At 43.1% G+C, this 19,313-nt stretch carries 19 protein-coding genes; 10 read left to right on the top strand and 9 right to left on the bottom strand.

The genetic code is table 11. From position 1 onward, the window contains the following. The first annotated feature begins 73 nt into the window (after positions 1 to 73). A complete protein-coding gene (locus F6K64_RS09755) occupies positions 74 to 904 on the top strand; it encodes an ABC transporter permease (RefSeq protein ID WP_008182032.1) in 831 nt (276 codons plus the stop codon). A gap of 200 nt (positions 905 to 1,104) precedes the next feature. Here F6K64_RS09755 and F6K64_RS09750 read toward each other — a convergent pair whose 3' ends face one another. Both F6K64_RS09750 and clpP read right to left on the bottom strand, forming a co-directional pair. After that, positions 1,105 to 1,263, bottom strand: coding sequence for a hypothetical protein (locus F6K64_RS09750; RefSeq protein WP_008182031.1), 159 nt, complete (start codon positions 1,261 to 1,263; stop codon positions 1,105 to 1,107). 24 nt (positions 1,264 to 1,287) lie between these two features. Beyond that, positions 1,288 to 1,890, bottom strand: coding sequence for an ATP-dependent Clp endopeptidase proteolytic subunit ClpP (gene clpP, locus F6K64_RS09745; protein WP_008182028.1), 603 nt, complete (start codon positions 1,888 to 1,890; stop codon positions 1,288 to 1,290). A 556-nt stretch (positions 1,891 to 2,446) separates the two neighbouring features. Here clpP and F6K64_RS09740 point away from each other — a divergent pair. The 3 genes from F6K64_RS09740 to F6K64_RS09730 all read left to right on the top strand — a co-directional run bounded on the left by F6K64_RS09740 (position 2,447) and on the right by F6K64_RS09730 (position 5,851). Then, positions 2,447 to 2,587, top strand: a complete 141-nt coding sequence (locus tag F6K64_RS09740) for a QAALIT motif small membrane protein (protein WP_154659741.1) — start codon at positions 2,447 to 2,449, stop codon at positions 2,585 to 2,587. A 269-nt stretch (positions 2,588 to 2,856) separates the two neighbouring features. Continuing rightward, complete coding sequence (gene lpxD / locus F6K64_RS09735) at positions 2,857 to 3,909, top strand: UDP-3-O-(3-hydroxymyristoyl)glucosamine N-acyltransferase (RefSeq protein WP_008182027.1); 1,053 nt, start codon at positions 2,857 to 2,859, stop codon at positions 3,907 to 3,909. A 1,156-nt stretch (positions 3,910 to 5,065) separates the two neighbouring features. After that, positions 5,066 to 5,851 carry a hypothetical protein gene (locus F6K64_RS09730; RefSeq protein ID WP_008182024.1) on the top strand — a complete coding sequence of 262 codons (786 nt, stop codon included), beginning with the start codon at positions 5,066 to 5,068 and terminating at the stop codon, positions 5,849 to 5,851. 161 nt (positions 5,852 to 6,012) lie between these two features. On the opposite strand, the gene F6K64_RS09725 is transcribed toward F6K64_RS09730, so the two are convergent. Continuing rightward, positions 6,013 to 6,570, bottom strand: coding sequence for a peroxiredoxin (locus F6K64_RS09725; protein WP_008182023.1), 558 nt, complete (start codon positions 6,568 to 6,570; stop codon positions 6,013 to 6,015). A gap of 169 nt (positions 6,571 to 6,739) precedes the next feature. On the opposite strand from F6K64_RS09725, the gene F6K64_RS09720 reads away from it, so the two are divergent. Then, positions 6,740 to 6,892, top strand: coding sequence for a CAB/ELIP/HLIP family chlorophyll-binding protein (locus F6K64_RS09720; RefSeq protein WP_008182021.1), 153 nt, complete (start codon positions 6,740 to 6,742; stop codon positions 6,890 to 6,892). Positions 6,893 to 7,314: 422 nt separating this feature from the next. Here the strand turns inward: F6K64_RS09720 and rpoD are convergent, their stop codons facing one another. Next, positions 7,315 to 8,436 carry an RNA polymerase sigma factor RpoD gene (gene rpoD / locus F6K64_RS09715; protein ID WP_008182019.1) on the bottom strand — a complete coding sequence of 374 codons (1,122 nt, stop codon included), beginning with the start codon at positions 8,434 to 8,436 and terminating at the stop codon, positions 7,315 to 7,317. Positions 8,437 to 9,353: 917 nt separating this feature from the next. After that, positions 9,354 to 10,022, bottom strand: coding sequence for a polysaccharide deacetylase family protein (locus tag F6K64_RS09710; RefSeq protein ID WP_287247572.1), 669 nt, complete (start codon positions 10,020 to 10,022; stop codon positions 9,354 to 9,356). 26 nt (positions 10,023 to 10,048) lie between these two features. Here F6K64_RS09710 and F6K64_RS09705 point away from each other — a divergent pair, with 26 nt between their 5' ends. From F6K64_RS09705 to F6K64_RS09695, 3 genes are all read left to right on the top strand, one after another. Then, positions 10,049 to 10,597 (top strand): hypothetical protein, encoded by a 549-nt coding sequence (locus F6K64_RS09705; RefSeq protein ID WP_008182016.1) that lies wholly within the window; start codon positions 10,049 to 10,051, stop codon positions 10,595 to 10,597. A gap of 168 nt (positions 10,598 to 10,765) precedes the next feature. Further along, on the top strand, positions 10,766 to 10,951 hold the full coding sequence (locus F6K64_RS09700) for a hypothetical protein (protein WP_131826851.1): 186 nt from the start codon (positions 10,766 to 10,768) through the stop codon (positions 10,949 to 10,951). A gap of 37 nt (positions 10,952 to 10,988) precedes the next feature. After that, positions 10,989 to 12,203, top strand: a complete 1,215-nt coding sequence (locus F6K64_RS09695; protein WP_287262837.1) for an RNA-guided endonuclease InsQ/TnpB family protein — start codon at positions 10,989 to 10,991, stop codon at positions 12,201 to 12,203. Positions 12,204 to 12,214: 11 nt separating this feature from the next. On the opposite strand, the gene F6K64_RS09690 is transcribed toward F6K64_RS09695, so the two are convergent. After that, positions 12,215 to 12,736: a DUF4330 domain-containing protein gene (locus tag F6K64_RS09690; protein WP_008182013.1), complete on the bottom strand. Its 522-nt coding sequence runs from the start codon at positions 12,734 to 12,736 to the stop codon at positions 12,215 to 12,217. Positions 12,737 to 13,707: 971 nt separating this feature from the next. Between F6K64_RS09690 and F6K64_RS09685 the strand changes: the two genes are divergently transcribed. Beyond that, positions 13,708 to 14,688: a M48 family metallopeptidase gene (locus F6K64_RS09685; RefSeq protein ID WP_081431826.1), complete on the top strand. Its 981-nt coding sequence runs from the start codon at positions 13,708 to 13,710 to the stop codon at positions 14,686 to 14,688. Here F6K64_RS09685 and F6K64_RS09680 read toward each other — a convergent pair. Next, complete coding sequence (locus F6K64_RS09680) at positions 14,678 to 15,424, bottom strand: metallophosphoesterase family protein (protein ID WP_008182011.1); 747 nt, start codon at positions 15,422 to 15,424, stop codon at positions 14,678 to 14,680. The genes F6K64_RS09685 and F6K64_RS09680 overlap by 11 nt on opposite strands. A gap of 589 nt (positions 15,425 to 16,013) precedes the next feature. Here F6K64_RS09680 and F6K64_RS09675 point away from each other — a divergent pair. Beyond that, positions 16,014 to 16,613, top strand: a complete 600-nt coding sequence (locus tag F6K64_RS09675; RefSeq protein WP_008182010.1) for a MiaE family protein — start codon at positions 16,014 to 16,016, stop codon at positions 16,611 to 16,613. Between the two features lie 120 nt (positions 16,614 to 16,733). Here F6K64_RS09675 and F6K64_RS09670 read toward each other — a convergent pair whose 3' ends face one another. Together F6K64_RS09670 and F6K64_RS09665 are read right to left on the bottom strand one after the other, a co-directional pair. After that, a complete protein-coding gene (locus tag F6K64_RS09670) occupies positions 16,734 to 17,387 on the bottom strand; it encodes an HAD-IA family hydrolase (protein WP_008182009.1) in 654 nt (217 codons plus the stop codon). Positions 17,388 to 17,569: 182 nt separating this feature from the next. Then, positions 17,570 to 18,766 carry an NAD(P)/FAD-dependent oxidoreductase gene (locus F6K64_RS09665; RefSeq protein ID WP_008182007.1) on the bottom strand — a complete coding sequence of 399 codons (1,197 nt, stop codon included), beginning with the start codon at positions 18,764 to 18,766 and terminating at the stop codon, positions 17,570 to 17,572. Positions 18,767 to 19,313: the final 547 nt, after the last annotated feature.

Below are 19,313 nucleotides of genomic sequence, written 5' to 3'. Positions count from 1 at the left end.
GATTATCAAAAATATGAATATAAATTTTACAGCTATAATTTTACAGCTATATTAAACAGTATATAATAATTTTATGAAAAAAAATCAAGCATTTGTTCTGGCAAAGCTAAAATTGAAACGTTTGCTATCTATCGATATTATAGCCCCTGTGGCAGTGGGAATCCTGGTGTTGATGGTGTGGGATATCTCTGTTCGAGTGACTAGTACTCCATCCTATATCTTACCAGGTCCTTTGCTAATTATCAAGGTATTAATTAGGGACTGGAACAGTTTATTTGAGCCATTGCTGATCACCCTAAAAATCACTGTAGCTGCGTTTATAACAGCAGCAGTTTCAGGATTGCTAATTGCCATGTTAATGGCTCAGAGTAAGTGGATTGAAAAAAGCTTATATCCCTATGCAGTAGTTCTGCAAACAATGCCTATTGCTGCGATCGCGCCTTTAATTATTATTTGGCTGAGGAACAATACCTTTGCTGCTTTGGTAATTTGTGCTTGGATTGTAGCATTCTTCCCGATTATTTCTAATACGACTTTTGGTTTAAATAGTATCGATTCCAACTTAAGTGACCTGTTCCGCCTTTACAAAGCATCTCGCTGGCAGACAATGCTGTATCTGCGATTACCAAGTGCTTTACCCTATTTTTTAGCTGCATTACGTATCAGTGGTGGATTAGCCTTAATCGGAGCAGTAGTAGCTGAGTTTGTTGCGGGTACAGGCGGTGCTAATTCAGGAATTGCTTATCAAATGCTAATTGCTGGCTACAATCTCGAAATTCCCCGGATGTTTGCTGCTTTGTTTATGATTAGTAGTCTAGGTATCTTGATTTTTGTAATCTTGACCACCTTATCCAACTTGGTTCTGGGGCAATGGCATGAAAGTTCTCTCACCAGAGATAATTGATTTGATAATTAATAGTAAAGCAGCTCTTAAGATTAATTTTTTATATGATTCGATTTCGATATAAGCGAAAGTCTCAATCAAGATCAGGAAAAAAATCTAGATGTACCTCACGCTAACTAGGAAATCCGATATCCGTTTTCATTTCCTATAGCTGAAGTTACCTTTTGGTGATTGATTTTATTGTTACTTGTAATAAATAACTATATATAGTTATTGATGTATTGTAATTGCTTAACTCCTGTGATTAACTGCCGATTGTTAATTTCCGGAGCCACTTCAGCAATAGTCGGGACCTGGTTAGCGATCGCTTTAGCATCTCCCCAAACTAACGTCTTAGTTGACACTCCCTGCTCGCGCATAGACGGGGAGTGTCAACTAAGACATTAGTTTGTTGGTAAAGGGGTTGCTATGGGACGTCGCTCAATGACCTGGTCGATTAAACCATAGTCCTTAGCCTCAGTCGCTGACATAAAGAAATCCCGCTCGGTATCCTCCTGAATCTTTTCCAGTGGCTGACCGGTATGTTCTGCTAAATAATTGTTTAGCTGCTGCTTGTGGTACAGGATTTCTTTTGCTTGGATTTCTATATCGCTTGCCTGTCCCTGTGCTCCTCCCAGTGGCTGATGAATCATAATCCGGGAGTGGGGCAAGCTCATGCGTTTACCCTTAGCACCAGCACTGAGTAAGAAAGCCCCCATACTAGCTGCTAGTCCAACACAGATAGTGCAGACGTCCGGAGCAACTTGATTCATCGTATCGAAAATGCCCATGCCCGCAGTCACTGAACCGCCGGGAGAGTTGATGTACAGGTAAATATCTTTTTCCTGGTCATCGGCTTCTAGAAAGAGTAATTGGGCAACCACTAAGTTAGCTAAGTCAGAATCAACCTGTTGTCCGAGGAATACAATGCGCTCTCGCAACAAACGAGAGTAAATATCAAAGGCACGTTCGCCACGACCGGATTGCTCGATAACTGTAGGAATCATAAAAAATAAGCGTGAAATTTGCAAACCCCGTGTATGGGCGACTGGGGAGGAAAAACAAAGGAAAAGGGCGGTTAAAACCGTCTTAGATCAATGTGGGGAGAACAGATGCAGTTCATACCCGTTCCTGTTAACAGCCTCAAGCCCCTATCGAAGCATAACCTCATGTTTGCCTCGCGGCTTGTTATCGGTTGGTCAGCTATGTTGCATGACTAGGCTAGGGAGTCCTGTCTAGACAAGAGTGGGGTGCTGACTTAAGGTGGCTGGTAGATTGGTTTTCCTTTACATTGTAGCGACTAGCAAACTCTTGCTTTGGTTCTAATCTCGGCTACCCCTAATCTATTAAATTACACAGAATGACTTAGGAGCAACCCTTTGCACTGTGCCAGTCACTGAGGCGGAACATATAACTTGGCACTTATATGGTTGCTTAAATAAACTGGTAGAGTTAATTACCTTCACGGGTGTATCAATTTTTATAAAGTTCGTATCTCAGTCAAGTAGCATCGCTTTCGATTGTTTCACCAAGACTATATATTAGGAATGAGGAGTGTGGCTCGTGTTTAAGAAAGTTTTTCAGGCATTTACCATTACAATATTGCTCAACTTACTAGTCTATATTAGTCCACCAGATCCTCAACAGTCTGATGCTGTACCGCCGTCACGGTCAACCCCAAAAGTGTTCTTAAGTTTACGGTAGCACCACCAGACATGATTGATTAGTCGTTAGTCATTAAACCTTCGATGTCTTAATTGGTTCCATCTATGGATGGAACTAACAGACTTGTAGACTAATGACTCAATCATCCAAGGGCAATCGGAGTGATGGAATAAGTTAAGGGCTAGGAACACCCAAGATAACTAAGGAATTGTGAATCCCATTTAACTAACTCAATAGCAATGGCGGTTAGTCACCAATTTATCCTATCATTCCAGATGTCCAATTCCACACCCACCCATTGCCGAGCCATGAAATTTAGTCTTTTAATAGAACACCTGGGTAGTACAGCGTCTTTGTGCCATAGCCTGAATAGCGATACAGAGCTTAACCCTGAAATTACCGGAGTTGCTCCCATCGATCAAGCCACCCCAGGCACTCTCAGTTATATTGAAGGACCCAAGTTTGCCCACATGGTAGAAAAAACCCAGGCGAGTGCATTAATTTTGTCCCTGGATGAAGCATTACAGGCAAAAGCGACAGAAAGAGGTATTGCTTGGGTAGGGACATCTGAACCGAGATTACTATTTGCTCATGCGATCGCATGTTTCTATCAACCCTTTCAACCAGCACCAGTCATCCATCCCACTGCAGTGATTGACCCAGATGCTCAGTTAGGAACAGATGTCTATATTGGACCTTTCGTCATAATTTCAGCAGGGGTAAAGATTGGCAATCAGGTCTGTATTCATCCTAATGTAGTACTATATCCTGAAGTAGAAATAGGCGATCGCACTGTTCTACATGCCAACTGCACTATTCATGAACGGAGCCGCATTGGTAACGATTGTGTGATTCATAGTGGTGCAGTCATTGGTGCTGAAGGGTTTGGCTTTGTGCCAACCCCCCAAGGGTGGTATAAAATGCAACAATCTGGCTACACGGTCTTAGAAGATGGGGTCGAAGTTGGCTGTAACAGCACCATTGACCGTCCAGCGGTTGGGGAAACCCGGATTGGACGTAACACTAAATTAGATAATTTGGTACATATTGGTCATGGCTCCGAGGTGGGACAAAACTGTGCCTTGGCAGCCCAAGTTGGATTATCTGGAGGAGTCAAAGTAGGTAATCAAGTGTTGCTGGCGGGTCAGGTAGGAATTGCGAATCAAGTGAAAGTTGGGGATGGAGCAATTGTGACCGCTAAATCGGGAATCCACAAAGATGTAGAACCCGGAAGTATAGTTTCTGGCTATCCTGCTATTTCCAACAAACTCTGGCTAAAAATATCTGCCATCTACAATCGGCTTCCAGAAATGTATAAAATCTTGAAACAACTTGAACGAAACTTTAAAGATAAAAAATAAATATAAAAAGTTAAACAACTGGGCTCTCCTAGACTGATTATAGTAAATTAGTAGTTTAAATGAGCTTAAACCCTTAAAGAGCAAGGGATTCAATAAACTAAAAATACATTGTCTTGATGCAGTCGCTCATGGTTTGTTCGCGTTCGCCTTTGGCGTGGCCTACGGCCAAGCGTCGCCTTTGGCGATAGTTACCGTAAGACAGGCTCGCCTTAATCAATAAGTTTTAACCATGCATCTGCATAGCCTACCAACCATAAAGGCTCCCCTGTCTAAGGTTTCGTCTCCGGGGAAAACCACGGCAGTCGCTCATGGGGGGAACCCCCTTTGGCGGCGCTGCCTCCCCTGTTCCGAAGCTGCATCGCTTTTATTAAAATTGCATTTTTAAATTACTCAAGAGCTTACTAAGCAAGGACTATGGCGATTATTTTGTACTAATTTATCCTAGCCACTCTAGGAGAGCCAACAACTGAACAATTTTTGCTGTTTCTTTTGCTATGATTTTGGAACATTAAGGAATTAAGCTGACTTGAACAGATTTCTTGACAAAATCTTCATATTGGAAGCTTAGTGAGAAATAAAAACTCTAATTTTAATAATTTTTTAAGGTTATAGTTAATCGTTTCTTCTCGGAAACTTAATAAATAAATCTCAAAGTATAAATAGTTTGTAAAGATTACCTAGATACATTGACTTTTAATAAAAAAAACCTGTAAAAATTTACACAATACGTTCATTAGTCGTAAGCATTCAGCTATCAGCCGTCAGTCGTCAGCTAATCAACGGGAGGTAGTAAACAAGCTGAGGGTGCTGATATGGCTGCTTGAAAATCCCTGCTTGTTTTACTCATCCAACCCCCTGCAGTTAAACCGCCTGCTAGCACCTCAAGTAGCGATGCAGCTTCGGAACAGGGGAGGCAGCGCCGCCAAAGGGGGTTCCCCCCACTCGCGCTTTGCATCAAGACAGCACCTCAAGTAGCGCATTAGCTGATAGCTGACAGCTGAATACTTACCATTAGTCATTAGACGATCATCAAACTGATCAGATTAATCAGGGTGTTAATACGGTTGGTGCTCATATCAAAAGTTAAGATTGCCTCTGATTTTTCTGGAATCATCGTCGTCGTTTCAACCTTTAGCGTTCTAGAAAAATTAATTTTATGTCCACGTCTCAAATTCCAAAACAGTCCACCTTAAGAAAAGAAATCAACTATCTGGTTGACTCGTCTAGTTTTTCTAGTGGTGAGGAACCAGTTAAATTAGTTAATGGTGGCTTTGAAGAAGGACTCAAAGGCTGGCAAAAGCTAGGACCAGGCGGGATCAAAAGAGCTAGTTTTGGCATTACTCCAACCGAGGGAGAAAAGCAGCTTTTACTAAGAACTAGCAATACCGAAGTCACCAGAACAGGTCAGCCAAAAGCCCCATCAGCCTCTAAACTGGAGGAGTTTTTATACCTGTCCACAGGAACTCTTGATTGTATTGCCCAGAAAATTTTAGACACCGTTGGCATATGTGGTACTTCTAGCAAGGTAGTCAGAGGTGCTGCTATCCAACAAATGATTACCCCTTGTGTTGGTGATACCTTAACCTTTGATTGGAATTTTCTCACCAATGAAGACGTGGGAGATGAGGCTATTGTTGCCGACTTCGCTTTCTTCTGCCTTAGTTCTCCCAAGTCCCAAATTGTCTATGAACTAGCTAACCCAATCCTAGGGGTCTTTAGTCAAGCACCGAAAAACTTTTACAACCAAACCGGATTTCAAGGATTTACTCATACCTTCACTACTGCTGGAACTTACAGCCTAGGCTTTGGTGTTGTGAATGAATTGAGTCATCAAACTCAGTCTGGGCTCATCATTGACAATGTTAAGCTAACCAGCGCTACTGTTGATGATCCGGCTTCAGTACTCAGCCTACTTTCAGTAGCCTCCTTCAAGGATGCTTAAATAGGACTTAGGCACTCAAGCTATATGTAGAGCTATATCTAGAAATGAGTTGATTTGGTTAAACTCTATCTATAGAGATTAGAGCAGATATATTAGACCAGAGATTAGACCTCCTCAGGGCATAAATCTTGTTAAAGCTTAATCCTTAGTGGGAAATCAACTCAGAAAGAAGTAGACATTAACTCATCCAGGCGAGCCAGTACTTCGGTGCTATGAATTGCTGGTATCACACCAAGGAATATTTCCCGTAGAATGCCTTCTGGATCAATGATATAGGTATGGCGTAGGGACATAATACCTAGCCAAGAACCATAAGCCTTGCTGACAGAGCCATCGGTGTCAGCTAAAAGTGGGAACTGTAAACCTTCTGATTCACAAAACTCCGCGTGAGAATCGACATGATCCACGCTCACCCCTAGGATCTGCGCATTTATCTCCATATATTTGGCCAAATCTTGCTGAAATCGCTGAGCTTCCAAGGTGCAACCACTAGTAAAGTCTTTGGGGTAGAAATAGAGTACGACCCACTTACCGTGATAATCGGAGAGGGACACCGAACCCTTACCAGTATTGGTCGGTAGGGTGAACTCGGGTGCGGGTTCATTAATAGGAGGTTGTTTGCCACCGAGAGCATGGGCAGGGTTGGCAAAATTTATCCAAGCCAGTAAAACGATCAAGCTAGCCAACAGACTGCTGATAAATGCGCGACGAGAGATCATGATGAAAACAGCAAATTATACTTCACATAAGTTTACATCATTGATCAACTAAGACTTTATACACAATTCATCCCGCTTGCCTATGCAGATAATTGACATTTAGCCAATAATTTGTTACATTTATTAATATAAACGGGCTACACAGAGTAAATTAGCGGAGCAAAGAACCATGTCCAATCAAGAGTCTAACGAAGCCAAGTTCGGTTTCACCCCTAAAGCAGAAAACTTAAATGGTCGTCTAGCTATGATCGGCTTCATCGCTGCTTTAGTCACAGAATATATTACTGGTCAAGGTGTACTACACTTCTTGGGATTAATGTAGTTCCCAATAGTTAGTTAAATTTGTCAATCTCAATAAATAGCTGGAGTTCTAGTGTTGAACTCCAGCTTTCTTATGTGTTTTTAGCTGATTCCATAGTTTGTTCTACGGAATGTCAGCTAAAATATGAAAACGGTGCGACCCCGTAATTTAATTCGCCATAGGAAAGCGCACCGGAACTAATTTCTGGGTAGGAATTGGGGTAAGGAATGTGATATAATGTCTGTTTGAATACTTATCATGTTTGGTTGATAGCCAATGGAAAATTGAAAATTAACAATTGTTAGGAGTCAATTGACAATTAACATCCATGGTACCAACCGTATTATATGTGATTAACCAGACTTCATACTGACTCCCTATTCCCCACGAAGTAAATTGAACGATAACAGAAAACCCTGATTGCTATCAAGCAGCAGGGTTTTCTATCGGATATATTCCTTGAGAATGCTATTGCGATTTGGATGGCGTAGTTTGCGAAGGGCTTTGGCTTCAATTTGTCGAATCCGTTCCCGCGTGACGTTGAAGATTTGGCCGATTTCTTCCAAAGTCTTCATCCGTCCATCATCTAATCCATAGCGTAGACGCAGTACGTCACGTTCCCGGGGACTAAGGGTATCAAGGACACTTTCTAGGTCTTCCCGGAGTAGATTTTTGGAAACCTGATCTTCTGGGGTTTCACCATCGGCTTCAATAAAGTCTCCCAAGCGGGAGTCTTCTTCTTTACCAATAGGCGTTTCTAAGGAGATGGGAAGTTGAGCTGATTTGGCAATGAATCGCAACTTCTCGATGGTCATTTCCATCCGATCTGCAATTTCCTCTTCTGTGGGCTTGCGACCCATTTCTTGAGAAAGAAGTTTAGTGGTTTTCTTGATCCGCGAGATGGTTTCATAAAGGTGAACGGGTAAGCGGATAGTCCGGGACTGGTCAGCAATAGCACGAGTAATAGCTTGACGAATCCACCAGGTAGCATAGGTAGAAAACTTGTAGCCTTTTTCGTGGTCAAATTTTTCCGCAGCCCGGATTAAACCTAGAGAACCTTCTTGAATCAAGTCTTGGAATGAGAGTCCTCGATTCATGTATTTCTTGGCGATGGAAACCACCAAACGGAGGTTAGACTGCACCATTTTTTCCTTAGCCCGCCGACCGACGTGTAAGCGGTAACGGAAAGCTGGCAGCTCCATATCGACCTCTGTTGCCCATTCCCGATCTCCAGGTTCCCGCTCTAACTGCTCAGACAAGCGCTCCCGCACTCGTTCTAATTCCAACAAATCAGCAATTTTACGGGCTAATTCAATTTCTTCATCAGCTCTGAGTAGACGAATCCTGCCAATTTCCTGCAAATAGAGGCGAATTGAATCTTCTGTATAGTGCTTCTTTTTGCTTTGGGTTCGGCGACGGTTAGATCGCCCCTTACCAGGCTTACTATTTTCCTCGTCAGGTTGAGCGTCCACCAAATCATCTCGGTTCACGTCATCCTCAATCAAGACTTCTAAATCGCTCTGAGGTTGAGCGATTGTTGCGAGTAATTCATTTGCCTGGGTCATGTTTTTTCCTCATGCTCCTTCAGTTTCAGACCAGTAGATGATGTCCGTTGATCTACTTAAGATGGCTTAGTCAGTGAGAACCTTGTTTGTTGCACCCTATGGTGGGTCGAATCGCTTCAGCCGTAGGAATTAGATCGACTCTATTTCCTTGGACTTAACTTGCAGTGAATCTACTATCCATTTAAGTGTTAATACTGAATTTTGGGAAGACTTTTTGATTGTAGCCTTATTTACAAAATTTTGCTCTAGTGTTTATCTGAAAAATTTAGCTTATTTATCTGGTCAAAAGCTTTGAGAAAGTGTAGCAATAAGTACCCACTTTCCTTTATGCCTAGAATATAGTCACTAGTTTAGTACTAATGTTCTATAAAACCCGACAGTTGAACTTCACTAGGTTAATTAACTTGTCCTGTATGATAACCATTGACAAGCTATGGGTCTAGGTAATGATTATTTAGTATTACTTTTGTAATACATTTTCCTAGCCAATGTAGTAACACGCTAAGTGAAAGTACTGCCAAGTAAGTTGATTTAACCAGCTCCTAATTCGGTATTCCTGCGTAAGGGAATGGTGAATCAGGGCATCGGAAATAATCTAGAGAAAGACGATGGGAACATTGCGTAGGGGAAGCAAGTCTCCTCGTCCGATGGAGCTTTCGGTTGATCATTATTTTAATTTCTAATTTTAATTTTTACAGTTTGCTCATTTTTTTGAAAATTTATCAGATTAGCTGAGCACTACATATAGCGTTAAAATGGATAGTATACTCTATATGAAGTATATAGAGTAGGTAATTGGATTAAGTAGTTCACTACAGGAGTAATGAGATGGAAAACCGGAAGCGTCTAGCAAAGCAGTTTTTCTAGGAGTTTACGGTGCGGTGAGTCAGAAAAGCCTAACTCAATTAACAAAACTACTAATTTTCCTGCCATAGCTGGTCAATGCTAACAAATTTGTAACCTTGGTTCAATAGCTGAGGAATTAACTCAGCCGTAGTTTCAACCACATCTTGTCCTCCATAATAACCATCATGTAGGACGATCAGGGAACCGTTTTGAACCTGCTTTAGGACTCTCTCCACGATTATACTGACACCAGGACGTTTCCAGTCTTCTGGAACAACACTCCACATTACTGATCTATAGTTCCACTGGTGCAGTATATTCAAGGTTCGGGGTGTAAATAATCCGTTAGGGGGACGAACGTCTTTTACCTTGTCTGGGTGAATCTGACAAGCTTGAGCGATCGCGTCTTGGGTAAGGAGCAAACTCTGCTGAAGGGCATCCCGTTTTAAAAAGGGAAAAGACTGATGGTAATATCCATGAAGTCCTAACCAGTGACCTTGTTGGTAAACCTCTCTAGCGACACTGGGGGCTTGGTGTACGCAAACGCCCAACCAGAAAAAACTGGCTCTGACTTGGTAGCGGTCTAAGACTTGCAGTAACTTGGGAGTGTACTGTGGATGGGGTCCATCATCGAAGGTGAGTGCGATCGCAGGTGAATTCGTTGCTCCTGACCACAGGCAATTGGGAAAGGCAGGTTTGAGAATTTGGTACAGAATAGGGTATAGGGGAGCAAATTGCATTTAGTCGTAAGTTTGGATGGGGTGGAGTGAATTTGACTAGTTTCCATGTCCTACTTGATCGCATTTTGCGGCGTCGCCAGATTATTTTGATGTTGATCGGCTTTTGTGTAGCAGTAGCGCTTAGCAGTTGTAACACTGTGATTATTACTGAGTATGAAGCTACAGCACTAACCACCTTAACCTGGCGAGTTGAGTATTCTCTTAATTCAACAACTGATAGAGATCCCGATGTTGAGGAGTTTGCTTCCAAGTCCGTAGTCAACCGCAATGGTGAGAAACCAGAAGGTGCTGTAACAGGACCTGATGACAAGGGGTTATGGTGGCCAGTTGTCCCACCAAAACCAACCATTGATGAGGTAGAACAGCGTCAGCCACTTCATCATAAGCCTAGCAAGCCAGAGCTGTTGCGTACAGTTAAATACGATATCACCTATCAAGAGGGGGCACAGACAGTGACACTACCTACTAATTATGACGTTTACCGGCAAGTTGCTAGAGCCTATCCTTACCGGAAACCTCTAAGGCTTACCCTGGGAATCAATGATGCTTCGGTGGAAAAAGCTGATACTAAATGAGCTAAAGCTCTCCCTTGCGGCTGCCCGATGGTGGGGTGTATGGGATAAATGATTAGTTCAATTCACCCCATCACTCGTGATTCCCAAAAATTTTGGGTTTAAAGCCCCGTCCTTCGCTGGATAGAAACCTTATATAGTGGAGCCTTAATCAATAAGTTTTAACCAAAGGTGCGCTTTCCGCATCTAATTATTAAATTCGCCACGGGTCGCACCTCTTTTATGCATAGCCTGCCGACTCTAAAGGCTCCACTATCTTACGGTAACTATCGCCAAAGGCGACGCTTGGCCGTAGGCCACGCCAAAGGCGAACGCGAACAACGGGGTTTTGTTATCTTTCGTATTGACGGTAGATAATATAATGGCTATTATAGAAGGCAAGGAGGAAAAGCAAATGTTTAATCTCACCTACGAGTTCAAGCTCAAACCTACCAAACAACAATCAAAAATCTTTGATGAGTGGCTTGAGATAACTCGCTTGGTATACAACTACGCTTTAGCGGAAAGGAAGGATTGGTACAAATCTCGTAGTTGTCAGATTAATTCTTGCCGCCTCCGTAGTTGCTACATCATTCCCGCTGACACACCGCGTCCTACCTATGCAAGTCAGTGTAAATCTTTGACGGCTGCCAAAAAACAGAACCTTGAACTCAAAAAGATCCAATCTCAAGTGTTGCAGCAAACTTTAAAAAGAGTTGAAACAGCTTTCACCAACATGTGGGAGCGTAACGCTGGATTCCCCCGATTCAAGAAAAAAGGCAGAATGAGGTCTTTTGTTTTTCCTCAAATGAAAGGGAAAAGATTAGAACATGGGTTAGTGAAATTGCCTGTAATTGGTTGGGTAAAATTCCGTCAGTCACGAGAAATTCCTAATGATGCTCAAATCAAGCAAGCTCGTATAGTTAAACGGGTTTCCGGTTGGTACGTCATGCTAACCATTCAATGGAATGTTGATTTACCTCAACCAATACCCCATGGTGAAGCAGTAGGAATTGATGTAGGATTAACTAGTTTTATTGCTACTTCTAGCGGTCTTTTAATCAAGCGTCCGAGGTTCCTGGGTGATGCCGAACGCAAGCTGAAATTGCTGCAAAAGCGTGTTTCCAGGAAACCTATAGGCTCGAAGAATTGGAGGCGCGCACAAAAAAAGGTAGCAAAACTACACGAGTATGTAGCCAATTGCCGTAAAGATTGGCACAGGAAGCTTTGCCATCATCTGTGCGATCATGCAGGGATGATATTTGTAGAAGATTTGAATCTGGTGGGGCTATCCCGTGGAATATTAGGGAAACACTGCTTAGATGCTGGGTTTGGCCAATTTTTCAAGATATTGGCACAAACTTGTTTTAAGCGTGGGGTGTATTTCCAGAAAGTAGATGCACGTAAAACCAGCCAGATTTGTCCTAATTGTTTGACAGAAACGGGAAAGAAAGAGCTTTCACAACGTACTCACATTTGCTCTGCCTGTGGCTATACAACGAATAGAGATATAGCAGCAGCTCAGGTAGTGGCAATTAGAGGATTAACAGCCGTAGGGCATACGGTGAAGATGCTTGCTGAGGGTAAATTCGTTGGAATCCCATTGAAGCAAGAATCCTCTCGCCTTTAGGCAGAGGAGTGTCAATTTACTCTGACATTAATAACACTGGCGTTGAAGTTATAATCTCTACCTTCTAACTCTACTGGGGTACCAATTTTAATCTTGCTATTGCCTAGGACTACTCCATCTTTGGTGATTGTTGCTTTACCACCTAAGGTGAGTAACATATTAATTCCATAAAAGCTAGGTCTGGGATCTGGTAGTTCTTTGATAGAGCCATCTGGTTGTGGCACCAGGACACTTCTACGCAGAATTTTGACGGATTTGACGTCAACCTGACCATAGGGTTGCTTACGAATCACAATATTAGTCTTCTTGGTCTCCTCCAACTGATTGACCAACACATCTGGTTCAAGCAAGCTTAACCCCCGGACAATAACATCTACTTCTACTGGTTTGGTGCTATTGAGTTGGGCAACGGAACCAGACTCACCAGGAAAGAAGAAGATTCCTACAACTACCAACAAAATCACCAAGGCAGCACCGAAGTCGATAATGCTCACCTTGCCAAACAAACGTCCTTTAGAATCTACAATAGCCATAAACTTGCTTAGGTTTGAGTTCTCCCCGCTTTGAAAAGACGGGGATTCTAAGTTGATGTCGTTACGCGGATTAAAACCGCGCTTGGCGCGCTTTCCAATGGCGAATCTGATTCGCCTTGGGTCGCGCCTCTCCACGACGCTTACGATACCGACTAGGAGAACCTACCTGTATCGTTGCGGCACACTCAAAGATGCCCTACCTCCCTGGCCGTAGGCCACGCTACGCGAACGGATTAACAAAAAAGTTAACCTGTGGATTTACTTTTGATTTAAAAAAACTTTCGGAGTGGTTGTACCAAACAAATTAGGGCAATAAGTCACTACTTTTTGCTGCGTTACTTACCTGTTCCTTGAGGAGTAGGATTAACCCCGTCTCTTACTGGTCGGAATCTCACCGAAAAGCGCAAAAAATCAACGTAACCAACCTTGTTCTTACTCGTCCTTCTATTCTAACACGGTAGCCGGGATAAATCCCGGGGCGCTGGCCTTTGGCCACGCGGGGCGCGTTCGCTGGCCACCCAATAAATTAGGTGGCTAACTCTCGTTTATTATCTTCTCTGTTTTTGTGAAAATTGTATAGTGTAAAGATAACTCCTTAAGGTTCCCTGGCTCTAGGTTGAATGGCTAAGGGGTTTATAACCTAGTTATGAAGGGCTCCTATTAAAGGATATCGGCTGTTAACTGCTTTTGATCTACCTAATACCTATAATTAGAGTTATCCATAACTGGTGAGTGAGAATAACAAACACCAGGTTCGTCTGTGGAACATATTACCCTATTTGGGGTTCAACCATAACGAGGAATGCTACTGGTCAGTAATTATGGCAGACAACTCCTAGTAGAGAGTTGACTTATGATGTTAAAGACAAGGCTCCTCTACAGCAAGCCATGGCTGCAAACCCTTTTTCCAGTGGAAAAAGGGATAATAGCTAAAATAATCTCTTTTCGATTTAATAATTCATAATTTTGCTATGTTCAGCAATATATTATCGATTTACTCCCGTTATCGACGTCATTTGTTATATCCGTTAATCAGCATGCTTCTATCCCTGAGTCTGGTGGTGGGAACAGCCCAGATCGCCCAAGGGGTTCCTTGGTTAGAGCTGCTATTGCGTGGTATTCAGATTATCCAGTTATCTAATATGTCTGATCAACAGGAAGTCCAAATTGGTCAGCAAATTAATCAGCAACTTGTTGGAAAGCAATTTAAGCTCTATCGCAATCGGGAAATTAATCGCTATGTTGATCAAATTGGTCAGCGACTAGCTAAAAGGAGCGAACGTCCAAACATTAACTATACATTCCAGGTGGTCGATGATGGTAATATTAATGCCTTCGCTACCATGGGAGGATTTGTTTATATTAACACGGGTTTAATCGCAGCAGCAGACAATGAAGCTCAACTGGCAAGTGTAATGGCTCATGAGATTGGTCATATCGTAGGTCGTCATAGTATCCAGCAAATTAAGCAAGCCGCGATCGCTAGAGGTTTAGCAGAAGCGGCTGGAGTTGATAGCAACACGATGGTTAATCTGGGCGTGGAATTAGCACTACGTCGTCCCAACAGTCGTCAGCATGAATTTCAAGCGGATGAACTAGGTATCAAGAACTTAAAACAAGCAGGCTATGCTCCGATAGGATCAGTAGACTTTATGAAAAAACTACTCAAGCAAAGAGGCTTTATTCCAGGGTTTTTGAGTACTCATCCGTCAACAGCAGACCGAATTGATTCCTTGGAGCAGTCTATCGATTCAAATCGTGCCTATGTTGGTGATGGATTAAACAATCGGGCTTACAAAAACAAAACTCGTGCAGTCCGCAACCAGAAAAAAGCTGCCCTCAAAAGGACAACAGGTCGTAGAGGGCGAGTGCTCAGATCAGCACAGCTAGCTCAAGAGCCGCAAGCTTGCCCAATAGTTTTTTTGTTAACCTCTAGAACCGTCAGGAGGTAATCAACACTTGACGTCGGCATATTTTACTAGGTTCTATCTTGGTCACGGCTTCTTCCAAGGGGAATTGGCGAACATAACCCCGAAAGACGTTAACTTGATAAACAAGATTATTGGTAATGTCTAGACCTGTCATCCAACCACTTTTGGGATGATAAGCACCAGTGTCTATATCTAGCCAACCACAACCTTGGGCTATTGTACCGGGAGCCACTCCTGGTAAGGTGAAAGTCATGGTGTGACCGGTGATGATCAGCTTGTCGAGAAAGTAAGGTTCACGCATACTGTGAAATTCATCCCGAATCCAACAAAATTGCTCAACGGTTTGCTCCTCAATGGTCATGCGAGGATTAACCCCGGCATGAACTAGCCAGGTATCTCCTAAATCAATGTAGGTTGGCAGTGTTTTGATCCAATCTAGGTGATCTTGGCAGACTTTTCCACCATAGCTGTTGATAGTAGTTTCACCACCACTATAGAGCCAGGCTTGTCGTGTTGAGTTAGGTACTGAATTGTTACCGATAATTTCTAGTAACATCAGCTCATGATTACCTAATAAACAGGGGTGAGCATTTTGCTTGACAAATTCCACAACCTGAGCACTCATCGGTCCTCGATCAATCAAGTCTCCGAGAAAATAAACGGTGTCGTCACTAGTGGGTGCGATCGCATCCAATAAGGTCATAAGAGGATTATAGTGACCATGAACGTCACCGATAACAATACGACGGTGGGTCATTACTTTACTTATCCAAATCTAATTTCGTTAAATATCAGGTAGATCCCTTCATATAAAATTTAAGGTTAATGGCTTTAGGCATCAGATTTCTAGGTTAAATGGCTAAGCGGGTTCTGACCAGCGTATGAAGCAGCCCTCCTCAAGCACAGAGGCTATCAACTGCTTTTGTTGTAGCTAATACCTAATACCATTAGCCTCATACCTATTTGTAGATATATGCACCGATTCTGTGAGAGTGGTCTTCCTTTTAAGATATTTCCTATTCCTGAATAGAGTCGTTAAGTGTAATAGTTTTGAGGAATAGGCTCAAGTAGCTAGTTTAACTTGTCTTATAAGTATTTATGTGTAGTGTCTATGTAAATTTATCATGAACTACCCGGATTTGCTACGGTTAAGTCGGGGTTTACGACCCAACTTGTTGCTACAAAAGCGGGTATTGAACCCAGTTTTTGACGGGATTACACCTGCGCCTTAACAAGACGAGGATTGACACGATTCAGTTAAAATTAATAGCATCGCCTACCGATCCCAAAGCCTGTTTGCAATGAACAAGCCAACTACTTTGATTTGTTTGATTTGAACAAAAACCGTGTCTTCTTCTGCTCTGCCTTTGATTAATACCCTGAAACACCCTACTAGCCAGGCTTGGATCGAGCAAGCCCTTGCAAACCTTGATGTTATTTTACTCGACCATTCCCATTGTGAACGTAAAGCGGCTGGAGTAGCACTGAATTTAATGTTTCGCTACCCATCCTACAGTAAACTGGTGCGTCAACTGACGGTCATTGCCCGTGAGGAACTAGAACACTTCGAGCAAGTTAACCAGTGGCTAGAAAGACGTAGCATTCCCTTAGGTCCCCTTTCTTCACCACCCTATGGAGCTGGATTGAAAGCTCAGATTCGCCGAAACGAACCAGAACGGTTGTTGGATTCTTTACTAGTTGCTGGACTGATCGAGGCTCGTTCTCACGAACGTTTGGGATTACTAGCAACTCACTGTTGTGATCCATCTTTAGCAAAATTTTATCATAGCTTGATGGCATCTGAGGCTCGTCACTATGGTGTTTACTGGGTACTGGCTGATACCTATTTTGAGCGAGTACTAGTAGATCAGCGGTTGGATGAGTTAGCAGTTAAAGAAAGTGAGTTGCTGGTTAGCCTTTACCCAGAACCAAGAATTCACAGTTAGCAGCCAGTCTCCTCAAAGAAATAGTCAAATTATACCAGAGCAGCGGCTATCAAGCAGACACTGGTGTGGCAACCAATAGATGCGTTCGCGTAGCGGCGACCTAGGAGCATCGCGTAATGGTTAAGTGATTGGTTTGCGCTTGATCAAAAATGCTCTCAACCGAGCTGCCTGAGCGCCCTGATAGTCTTCTTGAAAACTATCACCAATATGAAAAGCCTCCTGAGCAGTACAGTGATGTTTTTGTAAAGCAGCAGCAAAAATCTGTGGATCAGGCTTGGCAAAGCCAGTTTGGGTAGAAATTGTGATGGAGGAGAAAAATTCTTCTAATTTTAGGGCTTTTAAGACAAGATGGAGACGGGAATCAAAATTTGAGACGACACCCAACTCAATACCAATATGCTGCCATGCTTTCAGCGCTGGGATAACATCGGGATAAATGAACCAAGGTTGAGCAGTGGCAAAGTGGCCATACAGTTCGTCAAAAAAATCAATGAAATCGGTGAACTGGTCAAGTACACCAACTTGTTCAAAGGTGCGGGAGGCAATCACCCACCACCATTCAAATTCTCGCTGGGGAATTTCTTCAGGATCTGTTTCTGGAAAAACCGCTGGTTCTGCTGAGGCGAAGGCTTTGACAAAGGCTTTGTCCAAAGCTGAAGCAGGTACTGTAACCCCAAATTGATTAGCGATCGCACTATAAACTTCCCCTACACTCCCTTGAACACCAAATAGGGTACCGACAGCATCTAGAAAAATTACTCGCGGTTTTTCCATGGTTAATGGTTAATTGTTAATGGTTAATTGTTCATTTAATTTCAATTTTCCATTTTCCTGTATCTATAGCAATCCTAAATCATTTGTAAAATGATAAAAATCTGGAATCGTTGCTGGTAAAGGGTTATAGCAATTGCTTTGGCCAATATATTTCACGAATCATTTAGGACTGCTATATGCCTTTATGTTCCAGACAGAATATCAGTTAATGGTCGAGTAATCCAGTTCATGCCCACTTTCAGTTGGTGCTCTATAGTTGGCATCCGATAAAGATAGGCAAGTCGGCGTACTATGTGGGCTAAAGGACCATCCAGCTTCAGACCTAAACCACTCAGAGTTGCATTGTCTTTCCCCAAAGTCATCATCTCTCCCAACTGCTGGTAACGGAAGGGCAGCAGGGGACGCCCAGTTAAAGAAGCCCAGACATTCCAACCCACATAATCGGCTTGCTGAAAAGCGGATTGAGCTGTATTGGGAACTGGTTGATTATCAGCATCTCGGCAATCGGCTAGATCACCTAGGGCAAAAATTTCGGGATGGTCAACCGCTTGTAACCTGTGGGTGGTAGTCAGCTGACCACGGTGGTTTTGTTTGAGCGGAAGCGATCGCACAACTGGTGTCACTCTTGTTCCTACTGTCCACAGCACCAAATCTACGGGAATAGTATCCACCTGTCCTTTATACAACAGAGAAATGGTGTCAGGTCCAATGGACTCAACACTGGTTTCCAAATCAATCCAGACTTTCTGTTCATTCAAAGCTTTGCGTGCTGCTTCTCGGTTAAAGTCCGTTGATGTTCTTAAAATCACATCACCGAGTTCAATCAACCGCAACCTTCCGCGCTCTCCCAACCGTTCGGCTAGATGGCAAGCTAGTTCCACACCAGAGTAACCTGCACCAACTATAGCGATCCGGATTTTATCTGTATCGGATTCTTCCAAAATCCGTAAGCGTTCTTCCAGGTGATAGGCATCAGTAATAGTTCGGAACGGGATAGCATACTCAGCCACCCCAGGCAACTGCTCTAGAGGGGTTTCTCCACCTAGGGCTAACACCAGGCGATCATACTGAAATTCCGATCCAGTCTCTAACTGTACCTGCTGCTGTTCTACATCAATGCCTGCTACCGCTGCCTGAGTAAACCGTACACCTGTGTTTGCTAACAGTTCTTCATAGGGTGGAGCAATTTCCCAGGTTTGTAGTTCGCTGGTGATCAGTTCATACAACAGCGGTGAGAATAAGAACCGATCATTTTGATCAACCAAGACAATTTCTGGTTGTTGGGGCTTTTCCCAAGGCAGCTGGCTTAAGCGTAGGGCTGTATAGAGACCCCCAAAGCCTCCACCGAGAATGCAGATTCGGGCTGGTTGTTTAGTCATGGTTGATTGAATCGGGGATGTCCTATTAGGGGAACTTCTTTTAGCTTGATCCGCGCTTATGCCCCATATCCGTACCAAAGGTGGGCGTGGGATGAATGGCGGAGGCGGAACTTTGTTTTTTTATTTTCATCTATAATGAAGATAGCAGGGAAAACAAATTAAGAGCTAACCGCCACCTGCGTGCCTAAAAAATAGAACGAGTTGTATTGTTCCGGTGGGTCGGGGCATCCCGTGTCGTTAATAAAGCTTGCCGAACGCGCCCCGCGTGGCCTACGGCCTTGTATCCTAACCGTTGGGTGGAGTTGGCAAGAAGCCTACACTGAACTCTAAGACTCAGTGTAGGAGTATGTCACGATAGCAAGGCTATTACAACAGGATAGCTGGGTTTAACCGATACTTTTTAGCTACCAAAACCTACCAAAGGCAAATTATGGCTCGCCAATGCCAGATGCAATAGCATCCAGGGGGTATCTCCGCGCTTCTCTGACGGAATATCCCGCGAGCGCCATAAAAATGTCAAAAAAGTCTAACACCGGGATAGAGAGCG

This window comes from Moorena sp. SIO3A2 (assembly GCF_010672265.1).
GTDB lineage: Bacteria > Cyanobacteriota > Cyanobacteriia > Cyanobacteriales > Coleofasciculaceae > Moorena > Moorena producens.
This window is presented reverse-complemented; position numbering and strand designations above follow the sequence as displayed.

Coding starts and splice junctions, on each gene's coding strand:
- lpxD (WP_008182027.1), top strand. CDS start 2,857: ATGAAATTTAGTCTTTTAATAGAACACCTGGGTAGTACAGCGTCTTTG.
- F6K64_RS09750 (WP_008182031.1), bottom strand. CDS start 1,263: ATGCGCGAGCAGGGAGTGTCAACTAAGACGTTAGTTTGGGGAGATGCT.
- F6K64_RS09665 (WP_008182007.1), bottom strand. CDS start 18,766: ATGACTAAACAACCAGCCCGAATCTGCATTCTCGGTGGAGGCTTTGGG.
- F6K64_RS09690 (WP_008182013.1), bottom strand. CDS start 12,736: ATGGCTATTGTAGATTCTAAAGGACGTTTGTTTGGCAAGGTGAGCATT.
- F6K64_RS09695 (WP_287262837.1), top strand. CDS start 10,989: ATGTTTAATCTCACCTACGAGTTCAAGCTCAAACCTACCAAACAACAA.
- F6K64_RS09755 (WP_008182032.1), top strand. CDS start 74: ATGAAAAAAAATCAAGCATTTGTTCTGGCAAAGCTAAAATTGAAACGT.
- F6K64_RS09720 (WP_008182021.1), top strand. CDS start 6,740: ATGTCCAATCAAGAGTCTAACGAAGCCAAGTTCGGTTTCACCCCTAAA.
- clpP (WP_008182028.1), bottom strand. CDS start 1,890: ATGATTCCTACAGTTATCGAGCAATCCGGTCGTGGCGAACGTGCCTTT.
- F6K64_RS09710 (WP_287247572.1), bottom strand. CDS start 10,022: ATGCAATTTGCTCCCCTATACCCTATTCTGTACCAAATTCTCAAACCT.
- rpoD (WP_008182019.1), bottom strand. CDS start 8,436: ATGACCCAGGCAAATGAATTACTCGCAACAATCGCTCAACCTCAGAGC.
- F6K64_RS09670 (WP_008182009.1), bottom strand. CDS start 17,387: ATGGAAAAACCGCGAGTAATTTTTCTAGATGCTGTCGGTACCCTATTT.
- F6K64_RS09680 (WP_008182011.1), bottom strand. CDS start 15,424: ATGACCCACCGTCGTATTGTTATCGGTGACGTTCATGGTCACTATAAT.
- F6K64_RS09730 (WP_008182024.1), top strand. CDS start 5,066: ATGTCCACGTCTCAAATTCCAAAACAGTCCACCTTAAGAAAAGAAATC.
- F6K64_RS09685 (WP_081431826.1), top strand. CDS start 13,708: ATGTTCAGCAATATATTATCGATTTACTCCCGTTATCGACGTCATTTG.
- F6K64_RS09725 (WP_008182023.1), bottom strand. CDS start 6,570: ATGATCTCTCGTCGCGCATTTATCAGCAGTCTGTTGGCTAGCTTGATC.